At 68.0% G+C, this 18,640-nt stretch carries 15 protein-coding genes; 7 read left to right on the top strand and 8 right to left on the bottom strand.

Annotation, left to right across the window (positions count from 1 at the left end; translation table 11 throughout):
- Positions 1 to 374: 374 nt before the first annotated feature.
- Positions 375 to 2,984, bottom strand: coding sequence for a helix-turn-helix transcriptional regulator (locus AC5Y5B_RS14950; protein ID WP_289176421.1), 2,610 nt, complete (start codon positions 2,982 to 2,984; stop codon positions 375 to 377).
- A gap of 460 nt (positions 2,985 to 3,444) precedes the next feature.
- A complete protein-coding gene (locus AC5Y5B_RS14945; RefSeq protein ID WP_240631703.1) occupies positions 3,445 to 6,120 on the bottom strand; it encodes a helix-turn-helix transcriptional regulator in 2,676 nt (891 codons plus the stop codon).
- Positions 6,121 to 7,298: 1,178 nt separating this feature from the next.
- Here AC5Y5B_RS14945 and AC5Y5B_RS14940 point away from each other — a divergent pair.
- The 3 genes from AC5Y5B_RS14940 to AC5Y5B_RS14930 are packed head-to-tail and all read left to right on the top strand — an operon-like array spanning position 7,299 to position 9,419.
- Positions 7,299 to 7,700: a helix-turn-helix domain-containing protein gene (locus AC5Y5B_RS14940; protein WP_240631702.1), complete on the top strand. Its 402-nt coding sequence runs from the start codon at positions 7,299 to 7,301 to the stop codon at positions 7,698 to 7,700.
- Positions 7,669 to 8,181, top strand: a complete 513-nt coding sequence (locus tag AC5Y5B_RS14935) for a hypothetical protein (RefSeq protein WP_240631699.1) — start codon at positions 7,669 to 7,671, stop codon at positions 8,179 to 8,181. The genes AC5Y5B_RS14940 and AC5Y5B_RS14935 overlap by 32 nt, the downstream gene beginning before the upstream one ends.
- A complete protein-coding gene (locus AC5Y5B_RS14930) occupies positions 8,178 to 9,419 on the top strand; it encodes a DUF6545 domain-containing protein (RefSeq protein WP_500005697.1) in 1,242 nt (413 codons plus the stop codon). The genes AC5Y5B_RS14935 and AC5Y5B_RS14930 overlap by 4 nt, the downstream gene beginning before the upstream one ends.
- A 22-nt stretch (positions 9,420 to 9,441) precedes the next feature.
- On the opposite strand, the gene mshC is transcribed toward AC5Y5B_RS14930, so the two are convergent.
- The 6 genes from mshC to AC5Y5B_RS14900 form a co-directional block, all read right to left on the bottom strand.
- The gene (gene mshC, locus AC5Y5B_RS14925; RefSeq protein WP_500005696.1) at positions 9,442 to 10,677 is read right to left on the bottom strand and encodes a cysteine--1-D-myo-inosityl 2-amino-2-deoxy-alpha-D-glucopyranoside ligase; all 1,236 of its coding nucleotides are present in this window, start codon (positions 10,675 to 10,677) and stop codon (positions 9,442 to 9,444) included.
- A 118-nt stretch (positions 10,678 to 10,795) separates the two neighbouring features.
- A complete protein-coding gene (locus tag AC5Y5B_RS14920; RefSeq protein WP_500005695.1) occupies positions 10,796 to 11,587 on the bottom strand; it encodes a 3'(2'),5'-bisphosphate nucleotidase CysQ in 792 nt (263 codons plus the stop codon).
- A gap of 109 nt (positions 11,588 to 11,696) precedes the next feature.
- Positions 11,697 to 12,512, bottom strand: a complete 816-nt coding sequence (locus AC5Y5B_RS14915) for an SCO1664 family protein (RefSeq protein ID WP_346427294.1) — start codon at positions 12,510 to 12,512, stop codon at positions 11,697 to 11,699.
- Complete coding sequence (locus AC5Y5B_RS14910) at positions 12,496 to 13,083, bottom strand: DUF3090 domain-containing protein (RefSeq protein WP_007770786.1); 588 nt, start codon at positions 13,081 to 13,083, stop codon at positions 12,496 to 12,498. Before AC5Y5B_RS14910 ends, AC5Y5B_RS14915 begins: the two co-directional genes overlap by 17 nt.
- A gap of 72 nt (positions 13,084 to 13,155) precedes the next feature.
- On the bottom strand, positions 13,156 to 13,917 hold the full coding sequence (locus tag AC5Y5B_RS14905; RefSeq protein ID WP_500005692.1) for a histidine phosphatase family protein: 762 nt from the start codon (positions 13,915 to 13,917) through the stop codon (positions 13,156 to 13,158).
- 128 nt (positions 13,918 to 14,045) lie between these two features.
- Positions 14,046 to 14,348, bottom strand: a complete 303-nt coding sequence (locus AC5Y5B_RS14900; protein WP_112632394.1) for a hypothetical protein — start codon at positions 14,346 to 14,348, stop codon at positions 14,046 to 14,048.
- Between the two features lie 207 nt (positions 14,349 to 14,555).
- On the opposite strand from AC5Y5B_RS14900, the gene AC5Y5B_RS14895 reads away from it, so the two are divergent.
- From AC5Y5B_RS14895 to AC5Y5B_RS14880, 4 genes are all read left to right on the top strand, one after another.
- On the top strand, positions 14,556 to 15,548 hold the full coding sequence (locus tag AC5Y5B_RS14895; protein ID WP_500005691.1) for a YncE family protein: 993 nt from the start codon (positions 14,556 to 14,558) through the stop codon (positions 15,546 to 15,548).
- Positions 15,545 to 15,814, top strand: coding sequence for a DUF5703 family protein (locus AC5Y5B_RS14890; RefSeq protein WP_112632392.1), 270 nt, complete (start codon positions 15,545 to 15,547; stop codon positions 15,812 to 15,814). The genes AC5Y5B_RS14895 and AC5Y5B_RS14890 overlap by 4 nt, the downstream gene beginning before the upstream one ends.
- A gap of 32 nt (positions 15,815 to 15,846) precedes the next feature.
- Positions 15,847 to 16,917, top strand: a complete 1,071-nt coding sequence (locus tag AC5Y5B_RS14885; protein WP_500005722.1) for a quinone-dependent dihydroorotate dehydrogenase — start codon at positions 15,847 to 15,849, stop codon at positions 16,915 to 16,917.
- Positions 16,918 to 16,993: 76 nt separating this feature from the next.
- Positions 16,994 to 18,517: a PucR family transcriptional regulator gene (locus tag AC5Y5B_RS14880; RefSeq protein WP_500005690.1), complete on the top strand. Its 1,524-nt coding sequence runs from the start codon at positions 16,994 to 16,996 to the stop codon at positions 18,515 to 18,517.
- Positions 18,518 to 18,640: the final 123 nt, after the last annotated feature.

Below are 18,640 nucleotides of genomic sequence, written 5' to 3'. Positions count from 1 at the left end.
ACCGGCCATGCCCGCCAGGCATGATGTCATGTGCGGGAGCTTAAGTTTGCTCGAACAACTGTCATGGACCGATTGATTCGACTCAAGTGGTACGCGCGCACAGATCGAGTAGTCATCGGCCGCGCAGTGCGTAACGGATTGGTAACGGCGTTTTTGACCAGTGGTCACCGAGTGCTCAAACGCTCACCGACGAGCGCAAGACGGGTTATCCGTGCCGGACGCCCGGCGTGCGGCACGGACGCTATCCGCTTGCAAGGGAATGTCTTTCGGTTTGCGAACGACCTGGGGCGGACCCGCACGCTCGGGTGGATTACACAGCAGCCGCTGGAGCGATCAGATCTGGCCCCACCCGAACGCCCAAATAGCGCGTTCGGTCACGACGCATCTCGGCTCATCAGGCGGATGAGTTCGTCGCGATTGTTGATGCCCAATTTGGTGAAAAGGCGGTACAAATGGCCCTCGACCGTGCGCACCGAGATCACCAGCCGATCGGCGATCTGCCGGTTGGACAGACCGGCCGCGACCAGCAGCACAATCTGGCGTTCGCGGCCACTGAACGGAAGGGGACGCGCGGCGGCCTCGAGCGCGGGTGTCCGCGACCCGCATCGGCTGGCCAGGGCGTGTGCCCAGGTCGACGATTCGACCTCCTTGCGACGGTCGCCCGCGCGGGCGTGCTCGCCCGCGGCCTGAGCCGACGCGTCGGCGGCAAACGCCAGACCGCCGAGGTCAGCGAACCGGTGTGCCGCGGCGTCGAGCAGGTCGCCGTCGTGTTGCGCCAGGCCGCGGGCATGGTCGGCGACGGCCCGCGCCGATGGAGTGTTCAACGTCTCGACGAGCTCCGCCAAGCGGGTGGCCTGCGAACGGTCGCCGAAGCGCACGGCGGCATGGCGTGCCCGCATCTCCGCCACGTTCATCCCGGCCGCTCGTGCGGTCTCCGCCGCTTGCAGCGCGTGCGCCTGGGCGGCCGCCGGGTCCCCGGCCGCCGCCCGCTCCCAGGCCCGGGCGAGCTCGAGTTCGGGCAAGAACACGCCAACATGCGGGCCGTAGACTTTCTCCGCGCGCCGCAGCGCCGCCGCGGCCGCCGCACTCTCGCCCCGCGCCCCTTCGGCCTGCGCGTGCAGGGCGGCCACCACCAGCAACCACGGCGACGGAAAACCTTGGGACAGTTCGGAGATCGAGCGGTCGAGGGTAGCGCAGGCCGCCGGCAGCTCACCGCGGGTGACCTGCACGAGCCCGAGCATGGCGTCGACCATGGCCTCGGCCGCCGGGATGCCGATGGCCATCGCGGCATAGCGCTTGTGGATCCGCTCGGCCGCGGGATAGTCACCGGAAGCGGCCGCGACCATGACCTCGGCGACCCCGATGGCGAACCGTTGCGATCCGGCTTTGCAGAGCGCGGTCGCGCGCAGTCCCGCCTCGGCTATGGGGCCGACTTCGGCAAACCGTCCGGCGGCCATCAAGGCACCGCAGGTCGCGACGGCCGCCCACACGGTCGCCATGGGCATGACATCGGACTCGCACAGCGCCGGCCCGGCTTCGATCGTGCTCGCAACATCACCGCAGAAGAACCCGATAGAAACCTCCAGGGCGTTGATGAGATGCAGGCCCCCCTCGCACGCAACACGCTGCTTCACGTCGCTCAGTACTCGCCCCGCGGTTTCCGCGTCACCACACCCCCACGCCAGGTTGGCGGCTCGTAGACACCCCCACCGGGCGACCGACCACTCGTCGGCATCATCGACGTCGACGTCGACGTCCAGCAGGATGGCTTCGGCTTCCTCGCCGCGACCTTGCCAACTCACCGCCTCGGCGAGCACCAACGCGGCCGGCAGGCCACCGCCACGATCGACCGCAAACCTGGCCAACTCCTCGCCCAGCACCACGTTCGACATCGCCAACGCGTCGGCGGCCGCCTTGACGGCCACACTCAGGTCGGGATCGAGGTCGCTCCGCATCATGAACTGCGCCAGCTGGATCCGGCCCCGCAGATCGGGCAACTGCGAGCGCCGGCCCGCTGTCCGCAGATGCCTTCGAAGGGTTTTCGCCAAGAGGCCGTTGATTTGTCGCGAGCGCACCATCCCGGCGCGTCGGGTCGCCGCCTCACTGAGCATGGGGTGGTTGAGTTGCACCAGGGTGTGGGATCCATCGGCGACCAACTGGATCAGGCCGCGGCGTTCCAGGTGTGCCATTGCATCGGCATCGCAGATTTCACGCAGGATCTCCAATTCCAGCAGCTCGGCGGTGGCCAAAATCTCCACCACCTCCAGCTCCGCTGGACTCAGCGATTGCAGCCGGAAGTCCAACGCGTCGTGCAGCTCGCGGTCGGCGCGCAACGGACCTCGCAGTTGCCAACCCTCCTCCGTGTGAACCAGCGCCCCACTTTCCCGTCCTGCGGCCAGAAAACCACGCAGTAGCAACAGATTTCCCGCGCTGCGCTCGAACAGCTCGTCGACCAATCCCGACTCGACTGGGCCCCCCAACACCGCACCCGCCAACAGGGCGGTCTGCTCGCGGGTGAACGGATCGATGTGCACGGTCAGCAGCAGCCGTTCTTTCAACAGCGCGGTCACCGCATCCGAGACCGGTTCCCCCGACCGGATCGTCACGATCAACCGTGCGCTGCGACCGGCCGCCAGCTGGTTGACCAAGGTGGCCGACAACGGATCGAGCAGCTGCGCGTCGTCGACCACCACCACCAGGTTCTTGTCCTGCCCCAAGGTGTTGTGCGCGGCGGCCAGCATGATCGCCGGTTCGTGTCCCACGCCGAGACTCACCACGCGAGAAAACGCGCCGAGCGGCAGGGCGCAACCTGTTTGGGTGCCCAGGGCGAATCGCACCGTGCGGCCGGCCGACTCGACCGTCTTCGCCAGCATCCGCGCCAGCGTCGACTTGCCCACCCCGCTGTCGCCGACCAGGGCCACCCCGCTGAAGTCCCCGTTGCTGAGCGCCGCCAGTGATCGCCGGAACTCGGCATCGCGGCCCACGATGGGCCACGTCGATTCATTCGCCCGGTGCGTCAAAGTTTCCCCACTCCCACCGACGCCGCCGACAAGGCGGCCGATACCGGTGCGCTCGTCGACTACAGCGAGCCGGTGCCGCTCTCGTCTGCCCGACGAGACGGTCCGAGCTCGCCGTTCGCTACATGAAGGCTGAACTCGCTGCCGCCAGATAAAGCCTGAAATTCTCAAGCGACGCCAAGGTCACGGCCAGGCAGCCCGATGCGGGCCGGCCCTCGACTGTGAGCGGCTGTCGTGGCAAAACCGTGACCGCGGATGGGTCGACATCGTGGTCGACGATCGCGACTGTGCGCTTCCGAATACCTCTCATGGGCGGGAGCGTATGGCCCCTCAAGCAGGCATCATCGGAATCCACAGCTAAGTCGAGTGGTGCCTGCGCAGAGATAGAGTGGCGGCCCGCCGAAATTCATAGATTATCTATGGAGAGTCAGCCGGTCCGGGGGTGGTCGTGGCGTCCGTAACCCAGGGACTCGTCGTCACCAAGTGACAACTCGCCTCGCGCGGACGGCTCCTTGCGGGTAAGGCAGATGAGTTGGTCGCGATTGTTGATGCCGAGTTTGGTGAAAATCCGGTACAGGTGTCCCTCCACCGTGCGTACCGAGATGACCAGCCGATCGGCGATCTGCCGGTTGGACAGGCCGGCCGCGACCAGCATCACGATCTGGCGTTCGCGGCCGCTGAACGGAAGCGGGCGAGCCGACGCGTCGACCGACGGGGTGCGTAGACCGCATTGACTGGCCAGCGCGTGTGCGCGGGTGGAGGAGTCGTATTTCTTCGTGCGGTCGCCACGGCGGGCGTGTTCGCCGGCGGCCTGAGCCGACGCGTCGGCGGCGAAGGCAAACGCGCCAAGGTCAGCGAACCGATGTGCCGCGGCGTCGAGCAGATCGCCGTCGTGCCGCGCCAGCCCGCGGGCATGGTCGGCGACCGCCTCGGCCAACGTGGTGTTCAGGATGCGGGCGAGCTGCTCCAGCCGCGTGGCCTGCGAACGATCGCCGAAACGCACGGCGGCATGGCGCGCCTGTAGTTCGACGGCGTGCATCCCGGCGACTCGCGCGGTTTGTGCCGCGCGCAGCGCATGCGCCTGGGCACCCGTGGTGTCGCCGGCGGACACCCGCTCCCAGGCCCGGGCGAGCTCGAGTTCGGGCAAGAACACCGCAACATGCGGTCCGTAGGCCTTCTCCGCCCGCCGCAGCGCCGCCGCCGCCGCGGCATTGTCCCCCCGCCCGCCCTCGGCCTGCGCATGGCGGGCGGCCACCAGGACCAACCACGGCGACGGAAACCCCTCAGCGATCACCGCCTGCGATTTGACGAACGCCGCGCACGCGGAAGCGAGCTCGCCGCGTGCGACGTGCACGAGGCCCAGCATCGCGTTCACCATGGCCTCCAGTTCTGGAAGGCCGTTGGCCATCGCGGAATAACGCTTGTAGGCGCGCTCGGCCGTGCGATCGTTGCCTGCGGCGATCGCGGCCATGACCTCGGCCATCCCGATGTTGAACTGATGCGGCCCCAGGCCGCACAGCGTGGCCGCATGCAACCCGACGTCGGCCACCCTGCTGACGTCAGAGAATCGGCCGGCCGCCGCCAGGGCGCCGCAGGTGGGGAAGGCAGCCCACACCGTCGCAATCGGTAGTAAATCGGACTCGCATAGGGCTGGACCAAGCGCGATGGTCGTCTCGACGTCGCCTCGGAAGTAGCCCATGGACAGCTCCAGCGCGTCGATCAGCTGCATGCCCGCCTCGGAGGTCACCCGCTTTTTCACGTCATCGAGGGCCCGGGTTGCGGCTTCGGCGTCTGCGCAGCCCCAGTACAGGTTCGCAGCGCGCAGGCAGCCCCAGCGCGCTACCAGCCATTCGTCCCCGCCGTCGGGTTCGGCGTCGATGAGCACGGAATCGGCCTCCTCGCCGCGGCCCTGCCAACACACCGCCTCGGCAAGCACCAAGGCGGCCGGCACCCCACCGCCGCGATCGAGCGCGAACCTCGCCAGGTCCTCGCCCAGCACCACATTCGACATCGCCAACGCGTCCGCGGCGGCCTCGGTGACCACGTCGAGGTCGGGCTCCAGGTCGCTGCGCATCATGAACTGCGCCAACCGGATTCGGCCTTGCAGGCCGGGCAACCTGAGCACGCGTCCCCCGGCCCGCTCGTGCTTCTGCAGGGCCCGCGCCAGCTTGCCGTTGACTTGCCTCGCGCGCACCATCCCGGCATGCCGGGTCGCCGCTTCACCGAGCATGGGGTGACTCAACTGCGCCACCGCGTGGGACCCGTCGGCGACCAACTGGATCAGACCGCGCCGCTCCAGGCTCGCCAGCGCCTCCGCATCGCAGATGTCCCGCAGGACCTCCCACTTCAGCCGCTCGGCGGTGGCAAGGATCTCGACCACCTCCAACTCGTCCGGACTCAGGGATTGCAGCCGAAACTCCAACGCGTCGCGCAGTTCGCGGTCGGCGCACAACGGTCCCCGAAGTTGCCAGCCCTCTTGGGTCCGAACCAGCGCGCCACTTTCTTGGCCGGCGGCCAGGAAACCGCGCAGTAGCAACGGATTTCCCGCGCTGCGCTCGAACAGCTCGTCGACCAGTGGGAAATCGACGGGACCGTCCAGCACCGCCCCGGCCAGCAGGGCGGTCTGCTCGCGGGTGAACGGATCGACGTGAACGGTGAGCAATATGCGTTCCTTCAACAACGCTGTCACCGCATCCGAGACTGGCTCACCGGACCGGATCGTCACGATCAGTCGCGCGCTGCGCCCGGCCGCCAGCTGATTGACCAACGTGGCCGACAACGGATCGAGCAGCTGCGCGTCGTCGACAACCACCACCAGGTTCTTCTCTTGAGCCAGCGTCTTGTGCGCAGCGGCCAGCATGACCGCCGGTTCGTGGGTCACCCCGAGGCTGACCGAGCGAGAGAACGCGCCGAGCGGCACTGCGTAGCCCGTTTGAGTGCCGAGCGCGAATCGCACTGTCCGGCCGGCTGATTCAACCGTTTTCGCCAGCATGCGCGCCAGCGTCGACTTGCCCACCCCGCTGTCGCCGACCAGCGCCACCCCGTGAAATTCGCCGTTACTCAGGGCCGCCAGAGACCGCCGCAACTCCAGATCTCGCCCCACAATGGGCCACGTGGACCCGACTTCCCCCGACACCAGAAAACCCTAATTTTTAGCGAGCGAGCACCGGCGCCTTGGCGTTTCGCAAAGCCAGGGCGGTAGCCAGTGGATAGCGTTCCAAAGTCCAGATGGGCCGGCAACCAGCCCAAGCGGTAACGGCCACACGACGCTCTTGTGGCCGACGATGATCACGACGCGGGTAGCGACGCAGCCGACCGTTCACTGACGGCCCTGCGCGCCCGCTCGTCGTGTGCACCGGACTCATCCCTTCTGCAGTCCAGCAATTACCGAAAAATATACGCCAATCTGCACCTGGCAGCAAATTGTTTCGACCCGCCGCGATTCGACACCCGTGTAAATTAATATCCAGGTTATACAGGTGTTTCATAGGTTCGAACGGCGGATCAACGGGGGGCTCATAGCAAACTCTTATCCACAGCTGGTCCCGCTTCTGGCCGACCACCGAGCATACGCGCAGAACAAATTTTTGGCCCCGCATCGCAGCCATAGCTAACACCGCCGGACCGGTGTCGGCACCCCTGGAATTCACGTCTCAGTGCCACATCTGCGTCCGAGGGGGTCCCTTCCTACGCGACGTCGACAACGGGTCAGCGCCGCCATCGAAGCGGCGGTCGAGTTTGCCGTTCTTGCGGACGGCCTCCGACACCCTGGTCTATCGCGCTTCGCCACGCTTCGCCGATTCGGACGAGGCCCTAACCCAGCAGGGAAGACCTTCGAAATCCCCAGCCTCCCCGCGGGAAGGCGGACCCGGCGCTCTGGTGCCCGCCCCTCGTCGTTCACCAGCAAAGCCGGGTCCGTAGGCGAACCGCGCCGCACGTCGATCGCCACACCCGGCCGGGCACACGCCGCGGCGAATTGTATACGCCAGTACACGCCGGAAATTCAACCGTACACTGATGAAAATGCAAGACGGAACGCCGCGCGCCTGTGCATAACCGAGATGAAGCGCTTCACCATCCACAGACGCCGAGGTCGCAGCCGCGCACCGAAAAGTTTTCGCGAGTAGCGTTTCGGGACCGTCGAGGAGGACCGCCCTGTAACATGAGTACACACCGCCAGAGATCAGATGAAACGAGAGTGCATTGGCAGCCGATGGCGTCACAGCCAACGGATCCAACGACGGCGAGCTGGCGGCCCGGCTGAACAAGCTGTTCGAGCTCATGCGCAAGGCCGGCACGCCTCCGTTGTCCAACGCCGCGGCCGCGGCGGCGATCACCGACAAGACCGGCGTCCCGATCAGCCCGGCGTACCTCTGGCAGCTCAGAAGCGGCATAAAGACGAATCCCACTGTCGCGCATTTGAGGGCGATCGCCGATTTCTTCGGCGTGCCGCCGTCCTATCTGATCGATCGCGGCACCGACCCGGCGATCGACGCGCAACTGAATCTTCTACAGGCATTGCGTGATAACGGCGTGCGCGATCTGGCGGCGCGCGCATCGGGGCTGACACCCCAGGCCCTCAACAGCCTGGCGGCGATCGTCGACCACCTCCGCGAGCTTGAACGGCTGCCCCCGATTTCTTCGCAGAGAGATGACCAACGAGATGGCGGCCTCGAACGCTGACATACTCGCGCTGACGCGCGACCTCCCGATTCCGGTGCCGTGGGACCGGAACGTTTTCATCGAGAACTTGGGCCAGATGCGCGGTCGCGCCATCAGGCTGGTCCCGACGGACACCGCGACGCTAGCGGACAGCCCCTGCGGAATTTGGCTGGCCTGCGATGACGAAGACCTGATCCTGCATGAGGTCGGCACCACGGACTACCACATCGACCAGATCGTGGGCCACGAGATCGGGCACATCTTGTTGGGTCACGGTCGATGTGGCGGTGACGGCTTCGACGAGGCGCCCGAATACAGGGTGTGCCGCCAGGCCCTGCCCGACATCGATCCCGAAACGGTCCGCGCGGTATTGGGTCGTGGCGACTACGCGAGTGATCAGGAGCGCGACGCGGAGATGTTCGCTTCCCTGTTGCTGATCGCCGCCGCGGAGGCTACCGAGCGTCGCTCGATGATGCGCAGCGCCTTCTTTCGTCGCCAATGACCTCCATCATCCCGGGTATCGTCGCGTGGCCCGTGATCACGATCATGGCGATGCTTCTTGCGGCGCGGTTCCGGTGGTGCAAGGCGAACCTGTACCAGACCTACTTCAACAACGTGATGGCCTGGCTGCTGCTCGCGCAGCTGCTGCGCGAGCGCCGGGTGGAAGCGATGTTGTCTACAGGCGCCCTCATGAGCGTGACCACCGCCCAGCAATTGTCCTGCGTCGCAATGATATTGGCGGACGCTGAATTCATCGGCTTCACCATGCTGTGGAACCGGATCTCACCGGAGGCGACGCGTCGCAGTCACCGCTATTACCGCGTGGCCGCCGTTGCGCTGTCCGCGGCTTTCCTGGCCGTGGGCACCCGTGCTCGCGTCGCGGGTCAGCCGTTCGAGGTGGCCGGCGGCTGGGATGCGGTGTTGGCGTTGAGCCTGTACCTGACCATCCTCGTCACCCTGGTGGTGCGGTTGCTGTGGATGTTCGGCGCGGAGCTGCTCAGGGCCACCGACACGCGCGAATTGCTGCTGGCGGCCGCCGGGGTGCTTGCCGTCGCCCTGACGGCCGCAGCCTGCCTGGAGGCGCTGGTGTTGGCGGTGAGCGACCAGCTCGGCTGGACCGACACCGTGCGGTTCCGGATGCGGGTGCACGGATTCGAAGTCCTGTGGATGGCCGTCATCGTGTATCTCTTCGGCGCGGTTCCGCTCGCCGTGCGGCTGCATTCCTTTCTTGGACTCGACCGCGTCAGCCGCATGTGGAGAAGTCTGCAGCCGCTGCGGCTCAGCATGACGACCGTGGTCCCGGAAAGCAGTTTCGACCTCGAGCACGACGACCGCCGGTTTCAAAAGACCACGCTGCAGCTGCACCAGACCGTCATCGAAATCCGCGACGCGATCCTGCAGCTGCGCCACTATGTTCGCACTACCTCTGAAGACGAGCTGGCGCGTTTCTTCCAGACATATTCCGTGCCGGCCGACGAACGCGCTTCGGCGACAGACGCTTTCGAGCTGGCGCGCGCGGCCGAGGCCAAGACCGCAGGGGACAGCCCCGCGACGCCCGACCAAGCTTTGGTGGTCAATTCCCGGTCCACCAACCTCTACGAGGAAGCCGCCGATCTGTCGGCACTGGCGAAATGGTGGACAGCGGCCCAAGTGGCGGCCCAACATGCGGCAACCGAACATGCGGCAACCGAAGGGGTCATCGCGGAGGGAACCAGCCTGGGAAGCGGCCAGCCTGCGTGACCCAGCGCATGTCCCGCCCGGGCTAGACGGCCACGCCCAATAGCGCATCGATCGCCGCAGCCACCCGCCGGGGCGCCTCGGCGTCGTGGCCCCCGTAGTCCAGCGCGTCGGTGACCCAACCATCAATCGCAGCAAGGGCTTTGGGAGTGTTGAGGTCGTCGGCCAGGTATTGGCGCACCCGCGCGATCACGTCGGTGGCGTCCGGGCCGGCCGGTAGCCCGGTGGCGCGACGCCAACGGAGCAGCCGGGCGACGGCGTCGTCGAGCACTTGGTCGCTCCAATACCGGTCCCCGCGGTAGTGCCCGGCGAGCAGCCCGAGCCGGATGGCCGCCGGCTCGACACCCTGCGCGCGCAGCTGGGACACCAGGACCAGGTTGCCCCGGCTCTTGGACATCTTGTGCCCGTCCCAGCCGATCATGCCGGCGTGCACGTAGTGGCGCGCGAATCTCCGCTCGCCGCGGACACATTCGGCGTGCGCGGCGGTGAATTCGTGATGCGGGAAGATCAGGTCGCTGCCCCCACCCTGAATGTCCAAGCCACTGCCGATGCGGCTGAGCGCGATCGCCGCGCACTCGACGTGCCAGCCCGGGCGTCCGGGGCCGAACGGCGAGGGCCAGCTCGGCTCCCCCGGCCGCGCGGCCCGCCATAGCAAGGCGTCGAGCTGGTCGGTTTTGCCGGGCCGTTGCGGGTCGCCGCCGCGCTCGGCGAACAGTCGCAGCATGGTGTCGCGGTCATAGCCGGATTCGTAGCCGAACTGGGGCGTGGCGTCGGCGCGGTAGTAGATGTCCGGGTATTCGCCGTCGACCGCGTACGCCGCGCCCGACGCGAGCATCTTCTCGACGAGTTCGACGACCTCCGCGATGGCCTCGGTCGCCCCGACGTACTCGCGGGGGGCCAGGACGCGCAGCGCCGCCATGTCTTCGCGGAACAGCGACACCTCACGCGCGGCCAAGTCGCGCCAGTCGATGCCGTCCCGCTCGGCGCGCTCGAGCAGCGGATCGTCGACGTCGGTGACGTTCTGCACGTAGTGGACCTCGTGGCCGAGATCCAGCCACTGCCGGTAGATGAGGTCGAACGCCAGATAGGTTGCCGCGTGGCCCAGATGGGTCGCGTCGTACGGGGTGATGCCGCAGACATACATCGTGGCGGTCGATCCGGCCGCCACGGGACGCACCTGTCGGTCCGACGTGTCATACAGCCGAAGCTCCGGGCCGCGCCCCGGCAACACGGGGACCTCTGGGGAAGACCACGACTGCATGGCAATCAGCCTAGGCGGGCGACGACAGCCGCCCGAAAGGCAGCCTCGTCGAATACACGGCCGGCCGCTCTCGGCCAAAGGCTGACGCGCCGGCCCGGCCGCAGCCGGCCTATCGCCGTTAGGTGCCGCGGATGGCGCCCAGCAGGATGGGCGCCAACTCGGCGCGGCACATCACGAAGTCGGGCAGATACGGGTCGAGCTGGTTGTAGCGCATCGGCGACCCATCGAGCCGCGACGCGTGCATGCCGGCGGCCATCACCACCCCGGCGGGGGCCGCCGAATCCCACTCCCACTGGCCGCCCGCGTGCACGTAGGCGTCGACGTCCCCGTCGATGATGGCCATCGCCTTCGCCCCCGCCGAGCCGATCGCGACGGGCTGGATCGGCAGCGTCTGCCGCATCCGGTGCAGCACCGCGGGAGGACGGGTGGCGCTGACGGCGATGCGGATGGTGTCGCTGACGCCGACGCGCGCGGAATCCGCGGTCACGGTGTCGCTGCGGTAGACGATGTTGCCGCGGGCCGGCAACGACACCGCCGCGTCGGTGATTTCGCGCTGGCCGTTACTGGGCCGCTGCCACAGCGCGATGTGTACCGCCCAGTCGTCGCGGCCCGGCGTGGAGAACTCCCGGGTGCCGTCTAGCGGGTCGATGATCCACACGCGGTCGTGGTTGAGGCGAGACAGGTCGTCGTAGGCCTCCTCGCTGAGCACCGCGTCGTCGGGCCGCTCCGCGTGCAGTCGCCGCAGGATCAAGGCGTTCGCCAGGCTGTCGCCAGCGTCGCCCAGCGCCCAGGGATACCCGAAGCCGACTTCGTCACGGACCTTCAGCAGCAACTCCCCCGCTTCGGCGGCGAGATCGGCGGCCAGCGCGGCATCGGTCGGGTCAGCCAGATCGTCCGCGCGGTTGCTCACTGGTTCAGTATCGCCGACGGCGTGCCGCGGCCCGCACCGATGGCGGCGGGCGGCTGCGACCTATGCCGGCGACCCGCTGCGCCCGGCTGCGCCGCGCTTGCGATCACCGCTAGAAGGCCGGCCACGGGATGGGGCGATGCCGGTTGGGTCCGGGCATCACCGGGCGGTCCAGCAGCGCGTGCGCGCGGGCGCGCAGCGCACGCACTTCGGCCCGGGTGATGTGCTCGGTCAGCTCGTCGCCGAAATGATCGTCGAGCGCGTCCGCCAGTCCGGCCACGGCTTCCAGGGTGTGATCGTCGATCGGCTTACCGGCCCACCCCCACAGCACCGTGCGCAGTTTGTCCTCGACGTGCAGGCACACGCCGTGGTCGACCCCGAAGATGTGGCCGTCGAGGTCGCGCAGCACGTGGCCCCCCTTGCGGTCGGCGTTGTTGACCAGCACGTCGAACACCGCCATCCGCCACAGGCGAATGTCGTCGGCGTGCATCAGGACGACCTCGTCGCCCGCGTAGTCGAGGGCGCGCAGCACCGGCAGATAGCCCGGCTGCTTGGTGCCGGCGGGAAACAGGTCGACCAGATCCGGCCCCGGCCGCGGCTCGGTGTCCACGGCGTCGCCGGGTTGCTGCACCCATTTCTGCAACATTCCCGGACCCGCCGGGCCGTGCCGAATGATGGTGTAGGGCACGATATTCCAGCCCAATTTCGCCGACACCAGATACGCGGCCCGCTCGCGGCCGGCCAGCGTCCCGTCCGGGAAATCCCATAGCGGCGCCTCCCCCGCGACGGGCTTGTAGACGCAGTGCACGCTTGACTCACCAAGCGTCGACTCACACAGGAAGGTGCCGTTGCTGGCCGAGCGGATCCGTCCGATGACCGTCAGCTCGCCGTCGCGCAACACCTCACGGTCGTCAGACCTCGGGGTCATCGTCAGGCCCGAGCAGCGCACTGCGCCGATATCCGTTGGCGCGCGCGCAGATATGGCCCTCCGGGTCCAGTGGTTCGTCGCACAGCGGACACGGCGGCCGCCCCGCGGAGATGACGCGATTGGAGCGGGTGGCGAACTGGCGCGCCGACTCCGGCGTCAAGAACACCCGGACCGCGTCGGGACCCTCCTCGGTGTCGTCGAGCACCACCGAGGCGTCGAACTCGGCGTCGGTGACCGCCAGCAGCTCGACCACCACGGTCTGGGCCTCCGAATCCCAGCCCAGGCCCATGGTTCCGACCCGGAACTCGGCGTCGACGGGGGTGACCAGCGGATCGAGGTCCTCGATCTCGGCGGGCTCCGGCGGAACGGGCGTGCCGAACCTGCGGTTCACCTCCAGCAGCAGCGCACCGATGCGCTCGGAGAGCACCGCCACCTGCTGTTTCTCCAATATCACCGACACCACGCGGGCGTCGTGCACAGCCTGGATGTAGAACGTGCGATTTCCGGGCTGGCCAACGGTCCCGGCCACGAAGCGGTCGGGTGTGCGGAAGACATGAATTGCGCGGGCCATGGCACTTCCCAAAATACCGGCAGTTGCCGTCGCCGTGCGATCCGATGGTGCCGGCCGCCGGATTAATCCGTATTAATCCGTGGAACCGCCGACCACCGCGTCGCTGGACGGCACTCCCGCGGCCGGTTGCTGCGCCTCCCCGTTGGATCCGGGGCCGGTTTCGGGCTTCGCCTCTTCCTTCGCCGGGGGCCCGGCGCGCAAGGACGCGGACAGCCGAGCGCCGGTGTGGTTGACGTGCAACACAAACGGGCGCAGTTCGGTGTAGCGGATCACACTGACCGACGCCGGGTCGGCGGCGACGCGCTGGAAGCCGTCCAGGTGCAGGCCGTACGCGTCGGCGATGACCGCCTTGATGACATCCCCGTGAGTGCAAGCGACCCACAGCACGTCGCCGCGGCCCTCCTCCCCGGCTTCGGCGGCCAGGCGGCGGTCGTGCTCGCGCACGGCGGCCACGGCCCGGGCCTGCACCTGCGCCAGGCCCTCGCCGCCGGGGAACACCGCCGCGCTGGGGTGCGCCTGCACGACCTTCCACAGCGGTTCGCTGACCAGGTCGCCGATCTTGCGGCCCGTCCATTCGCCGTAGTCCACCTCGGCAAGCCGATCGTCGACGAGCGGCGTCAGGCACAGCGCGTCGGCCAACGGTTCCAGGGTGCGCCGGCAGCGCAGCAGCGGCGAACTGATCAGCGCCCGGATCGGCAGATCGCCGATCCGATCGATCAGGCCGTCGGCTTGTTCGCGGCCCTTGTCATCGAGGTCGACGCCCTCGGAGCGACCGGCGAGGACGCCGGCCGTGTTCGAACTCGAGCGGCCGTGCCGTAACAGGATGACGGTCATATCGACCACGACGGTACCCGTTGAACGGGCCGCTGAATGACTAGCGCGATGGTGGCGACCCGCTGCGCCCGGCTACGGCCTGCAGTGGCGACCCGCTGCGCCCGGCTACGCCGCGCTTGCGATCGCCACTAGCGCGAGACCGGCACCGCGTGCGCTATGGAGTCGCGCACCGCAGCGCTCAGGCTGCGCTCGTCGGTCAGGTCGATGTCGACCACGTCGCGGACCGCCGTGGCAACCACCTCATCGGCCTGCGGAACGGGCCCCGCCAGGCGGGGCCGGTAAATCTCGACGACCAGGGATCGGTTCTCGATGTGGAACGAAAAGCTCCGTCCATCACCGACTTGTCCGTATCCGCTAGCGGCAATGCCTGTCGACATGTCCTCGACAGCAAACTCTTTCTGCGTCAAATGACGGTCAGCGGTGACGGCCATGAGCCGACCATACCTCGCCGGTAGGGTCGGATGCAGGCGGCGTGGCCCCTGTGGAGGCGACAGCGTTCCTTAGAATTTGTGTTCCGCTTGTGTTCCGCTTGCGTTCCGCCGCCACACCTTGAGGGAAATGAATTGCTGTCACGACCGTCGCGCCGGATACGCGCAGTTCGGGGCGGTTTGACGACTCTCGCGGTTTCGCTGTGGGCGATGGCCGGATGCTCATCCAATCCGCTCGCTGGCGCCCCGCACACCATCGAACCGGCGCGCGCCGCCGTGTCGCCACCCCCGTCCCAGCAGCCGGCCGGCGCGGTGCGTCCGCTGGCCGGTCACGCCGCGGCGGCGGTCTTCGACGGCGGCACGCATCAGCTGGCGGTCCTGACGCCGGGCCCCGACCCGGCCGCCCCGGCCAGCGTCACCGTCTTCGGTGACGCGCAGATCACGTCTCGCGTGGTCGAGTTGCCGGGGCCGGCGACCGCGTTGGCCGATGACGGCCGCGGAACCGCCTACCTGGCAGCGCGTGGCGGCTACTTCGCGGTCGAGCTGCATACCGGTCGGGTGACTCAGGTGGCCGTCGCCGACGCCTCCCAGACCGAATTCACCGCGGTGGCCCAGCGCGCCGACGGCAAGCTGGTACTGGGCAGCGCCGACGGCGCCGTCTACACCCTTGCCTCTCAGACGCCGGGCACCGTCACCAGCGCGACCGTCGCCAACCGCAACAAGATCTTTGCGCGCGTCGATGTCCTTGCCACACAAGGCAATACGACGGTGGTGCTGGACCGCGGCCAGACGTCGGTGACGACGATGGGCGCCGACAGTCATGCCGAGCAGGCGCTGCGCGCGGGCCGGGGCGCCACCACCATGTCCGCCGATCCGGCGGGACGGGTGTTGGTCGCCGACACCCGCGGCGGCCAGCTGCTGGTGTACGGCGTGGACCCGCTGATTCTGCGCCAGGCCTACCCGGTTGGGCAGGCGCCGTACGGCCTGGTCGGTTCCCGCGCGTTAGCCTGGGTTTCGCAGACCGTTTCCAATATCGTCATTGGTTACGATTTGTCCACCGGAATTCCCGTCGAAAAGGTGCGTTACCCGACCGTGCAGCAACCGAACTCACTGGCCTTCGACGAAGCGTCAGGCACCCTGTACGTGGTGTCGGGTTCCGGTGCGGGAGTTCAGGTCATCGAGCACGCGGCGGGCACGCGTTGACCGCGGCGCGGCGGAGCCGGCTGCCCGCGGGCTGGGACACCGAGATGTCCGACGAATACGAATGGGCGCCGTTGCGTTTGCCGCCGGACGTCACCCGCGTCAGCGCGTCCACCCGCTTGTCCATCGAGGCCGAATACCGCGGCTGGGAGTTGACCAGGGTGCGGCTCTACACCGACGGCAGTAGGCGAGTGTTGTTGCGCCGCAAAAAGTCTCGTCTGGACGGCGCCGGCTCCGAGGGGCGACGGCCCGACCAGCCGGAACTGTGACGGCCGTCCGGCCACGCGAGCGCGGGCACCGGATGTACGGCGTGCTGCGACAGCTGTTTTTCGTGATCCCGCCCGAGCGGATTCACACACTGGCGTTCGCCGTGTTGCGTGGTGTCACCGCGACCGGGTGGACGCGGCGGTTGTTGCACCGGTTGCTGGCTCCGACGGATCCGGCGCTGGCCAGCACGGTGTTCGGGGTGCGCTTTGCCGGCCCACTGGGGCTGGCCGCCGGCTTCGACAAGGACGGCCTGGGCCTGCTCACCTGGGGCGCGCTGGGCTTCGGGCACGCGGAGGTCGGGACGGTCACGGCCCACCCGCAGCCCGGCAATCCGGCCCCCCGCATGTTCCGGCTGCCGGCCGACCGGGCCCTGCTGAACCGGATGGGCTTCAACAACCTCGGCGCCGGCGCGCTGGCGACGCGGCTCGCGCGGCAGCGGCCCGAGGTGCCGATCGGGGTCAATATCGGCAAGACGAAGGTGACGCCGGCCGACGAGGCCGTCGACGATTACCGGGCGAGCGCCCGGCTGGTCGGCCCCCTGGCGTCCTACCTCGTGGTCAATGTCAGCTCGCCGAACACGCCCGGGCTGCGTGACCTGCAAGCGGTCCAGACGTTGCGACCCATCCTTGCGGCGGTACTCGCCGAGACGTCCACACCCGTGCTGGTGAAGATCGCGCCGGACCTTTCCGATTCCGACGTCGACGAGATCGCGGACCTGGCAGTCGAACTGGGCCTGGCCGGCATCGTCGCCACCAACACCACCGTGTCGCGGCAGGGCCTGCGGACGCCCGGCGTCGACGAGCTGGGTCCCGGTGGCATCTCCGGCCCGCCGGTGGCACGGCGCGCCGTCGAAGTGCTCCGCCGGCTCTACGGACGGGTGGGGGATCGCCTGGTGCTGATCAGCGTCGGGGGCATCGAGACGGCGGGCGACGCCTGGGAGCGGATCACCGCGGGCGCGTCGCTGCTGCAGGGCTACACCGGCTTCATCTACGGAGGCGGCTTGTGGGCCAAGCAGATTCACGACGGCATCGCGCAGCGGCTGCACGACGGCGGCTTTGCCTCGCTCAGCGATGCCGTGGGCTCGGCGACCCGTACGCCCGACTAGGTCGACTAGGTCAGGGCGCTCCGGCCCGCTTGACTCCTGGCTAGGCTGGGCACCAGTTCGGCACGAGGAGCGGCTGGTGATCACGTTGGACCGCCTGGTGAATGTGCTGGGTGGTTACGGCGTCCGATTGCGGTGGTCGTCGGTGCCCAGATCGACTGAACTGCGCAGCGTGGTGATCCACGAAGCCGCGCCGGACCGTGCGGTGGTAGGCGATGTACTGCTGGCCATCGGTGCCGGCTCCGTTCGCGAAGCGGCACAGTGGGCAGCTTCGGCGCGTGCTGTGGTGGTGTTGGTGCGCGACGGTGAGGGGCCTGTCGCGTCTGACAGCGGCCCCGGCGTCGGCGCGATCATGGTGGTCGACGAGACGGTCACGTGGAGCGAGCTCGCTATGGTCGTCTACGGACTCGTGCTGGAGGGCCGTGAGACTGAATCCGGTCGTGGCCCAACGGATCTGTTCGCGCTCGCCGATAGCCTGGCGGACGCAATCGGCAGTTCAGTTGTGATTCACGATCGGCTGTTGCGCGTATTGGCGTATTCGAAGCTGCAGCAACATGCCGATCCGGCACGGGTGCAGACCATCCTGGAGCGGCAGACACCGGAGCGGCTGCGGGCATATTTCGATACGCGGGGCGTATTCGCACACCTGGGGGTCTCTGACGAGCCGCTGTTCGTCCCCGAGGACTCCGAACATGGCTTGATCGGCCGCATGGTGGTCGCCGTGCTCTCCGGAGGAGAGCTGATCGGGTCGGTATGGGTCGCCTGTTCGGCGCCGCTGGACGAAGCGGCGCGCAGCGCCTTAGCCGAGGGTGCCCATACCGTGGCCCTGCATCTTCTACGGTCACGAGCCAGCGCCGACTTGGAGCGCCAAGTCGAATCCGAACTGGTGATCCAGTTGCTGGAAGGCACTGCTGATGCCCCCATGGTCGCGAGCCGGCTGGGTCTGCCGCTCGACGATTTGAGAGTTATTGCGCTGCAGGCGTTCATCGGCCAAGAACGCGATGCCGCTTTATTGTTGGCGTTCGAGCGCGCCACCACCGGCTTCGGCTGGTCTCGGCCGGGCCGCAGCGCTTTGGCGGGCAATATCGTTTACACGCTGCTACCGAGTGGGCAGGCCGACGCGGCGCTCCGCTGGGTGACCGGTCTGCGGGCGGCCCTGCCCGAACACATGAGGGTGTTGGCCGGCGTAAGTGGCGCGGCCGACGTGACAGACCTCGCCGCTGCGCGCCGGGAAGCCGAGGAATGCCTTTCGCTGCATGAGATGTCACCCGCCGCTACGCCTCCGGTTTATGACGAGTCATGGGCTGACATCCTGCTGCAGCGGTTACGCACGGCGGCGCGCTCGGGGCGGTCCCCATCCCGTGGCCCGGTGGCCGAGCTGGGCCGGCATGATCGCGCCAACGGCACGGACTACGTGGCCACGCTGCGTGCGTGGCTGGAGGCCCAGGGCGATCCCGCCGAAGCCGGCGAGCGGCTGGGAGTGCACGAAAACACCGTGCGTTACCGGCTGCGCAAGATGGCCGAGATCACCAACCTGCCGTTGAACGATGCCCGAAAGCGGCTGGCCATGATGATAGAACTCGCGGCCATCGACACCGATTGACATCGGGCAATGTCGATGCCCGACAATGCGCGCCAGCGCAGTTGTCTTGTTGCGGCAAAGCCCGCGCCAGCCATCTGAACCATCATGAAGATTGCTCACTCAGAGGCCGGGCTTGACTCAGGT

It is taken from the genome of Mycobacterium sp. NGS33, assembly GCF_059812885.1.
The sequence above is the reverse complement of the archived record's forward strand: the minus strand, read 5'-3'. Positions and strand labels throughout refer to the sequence as shown.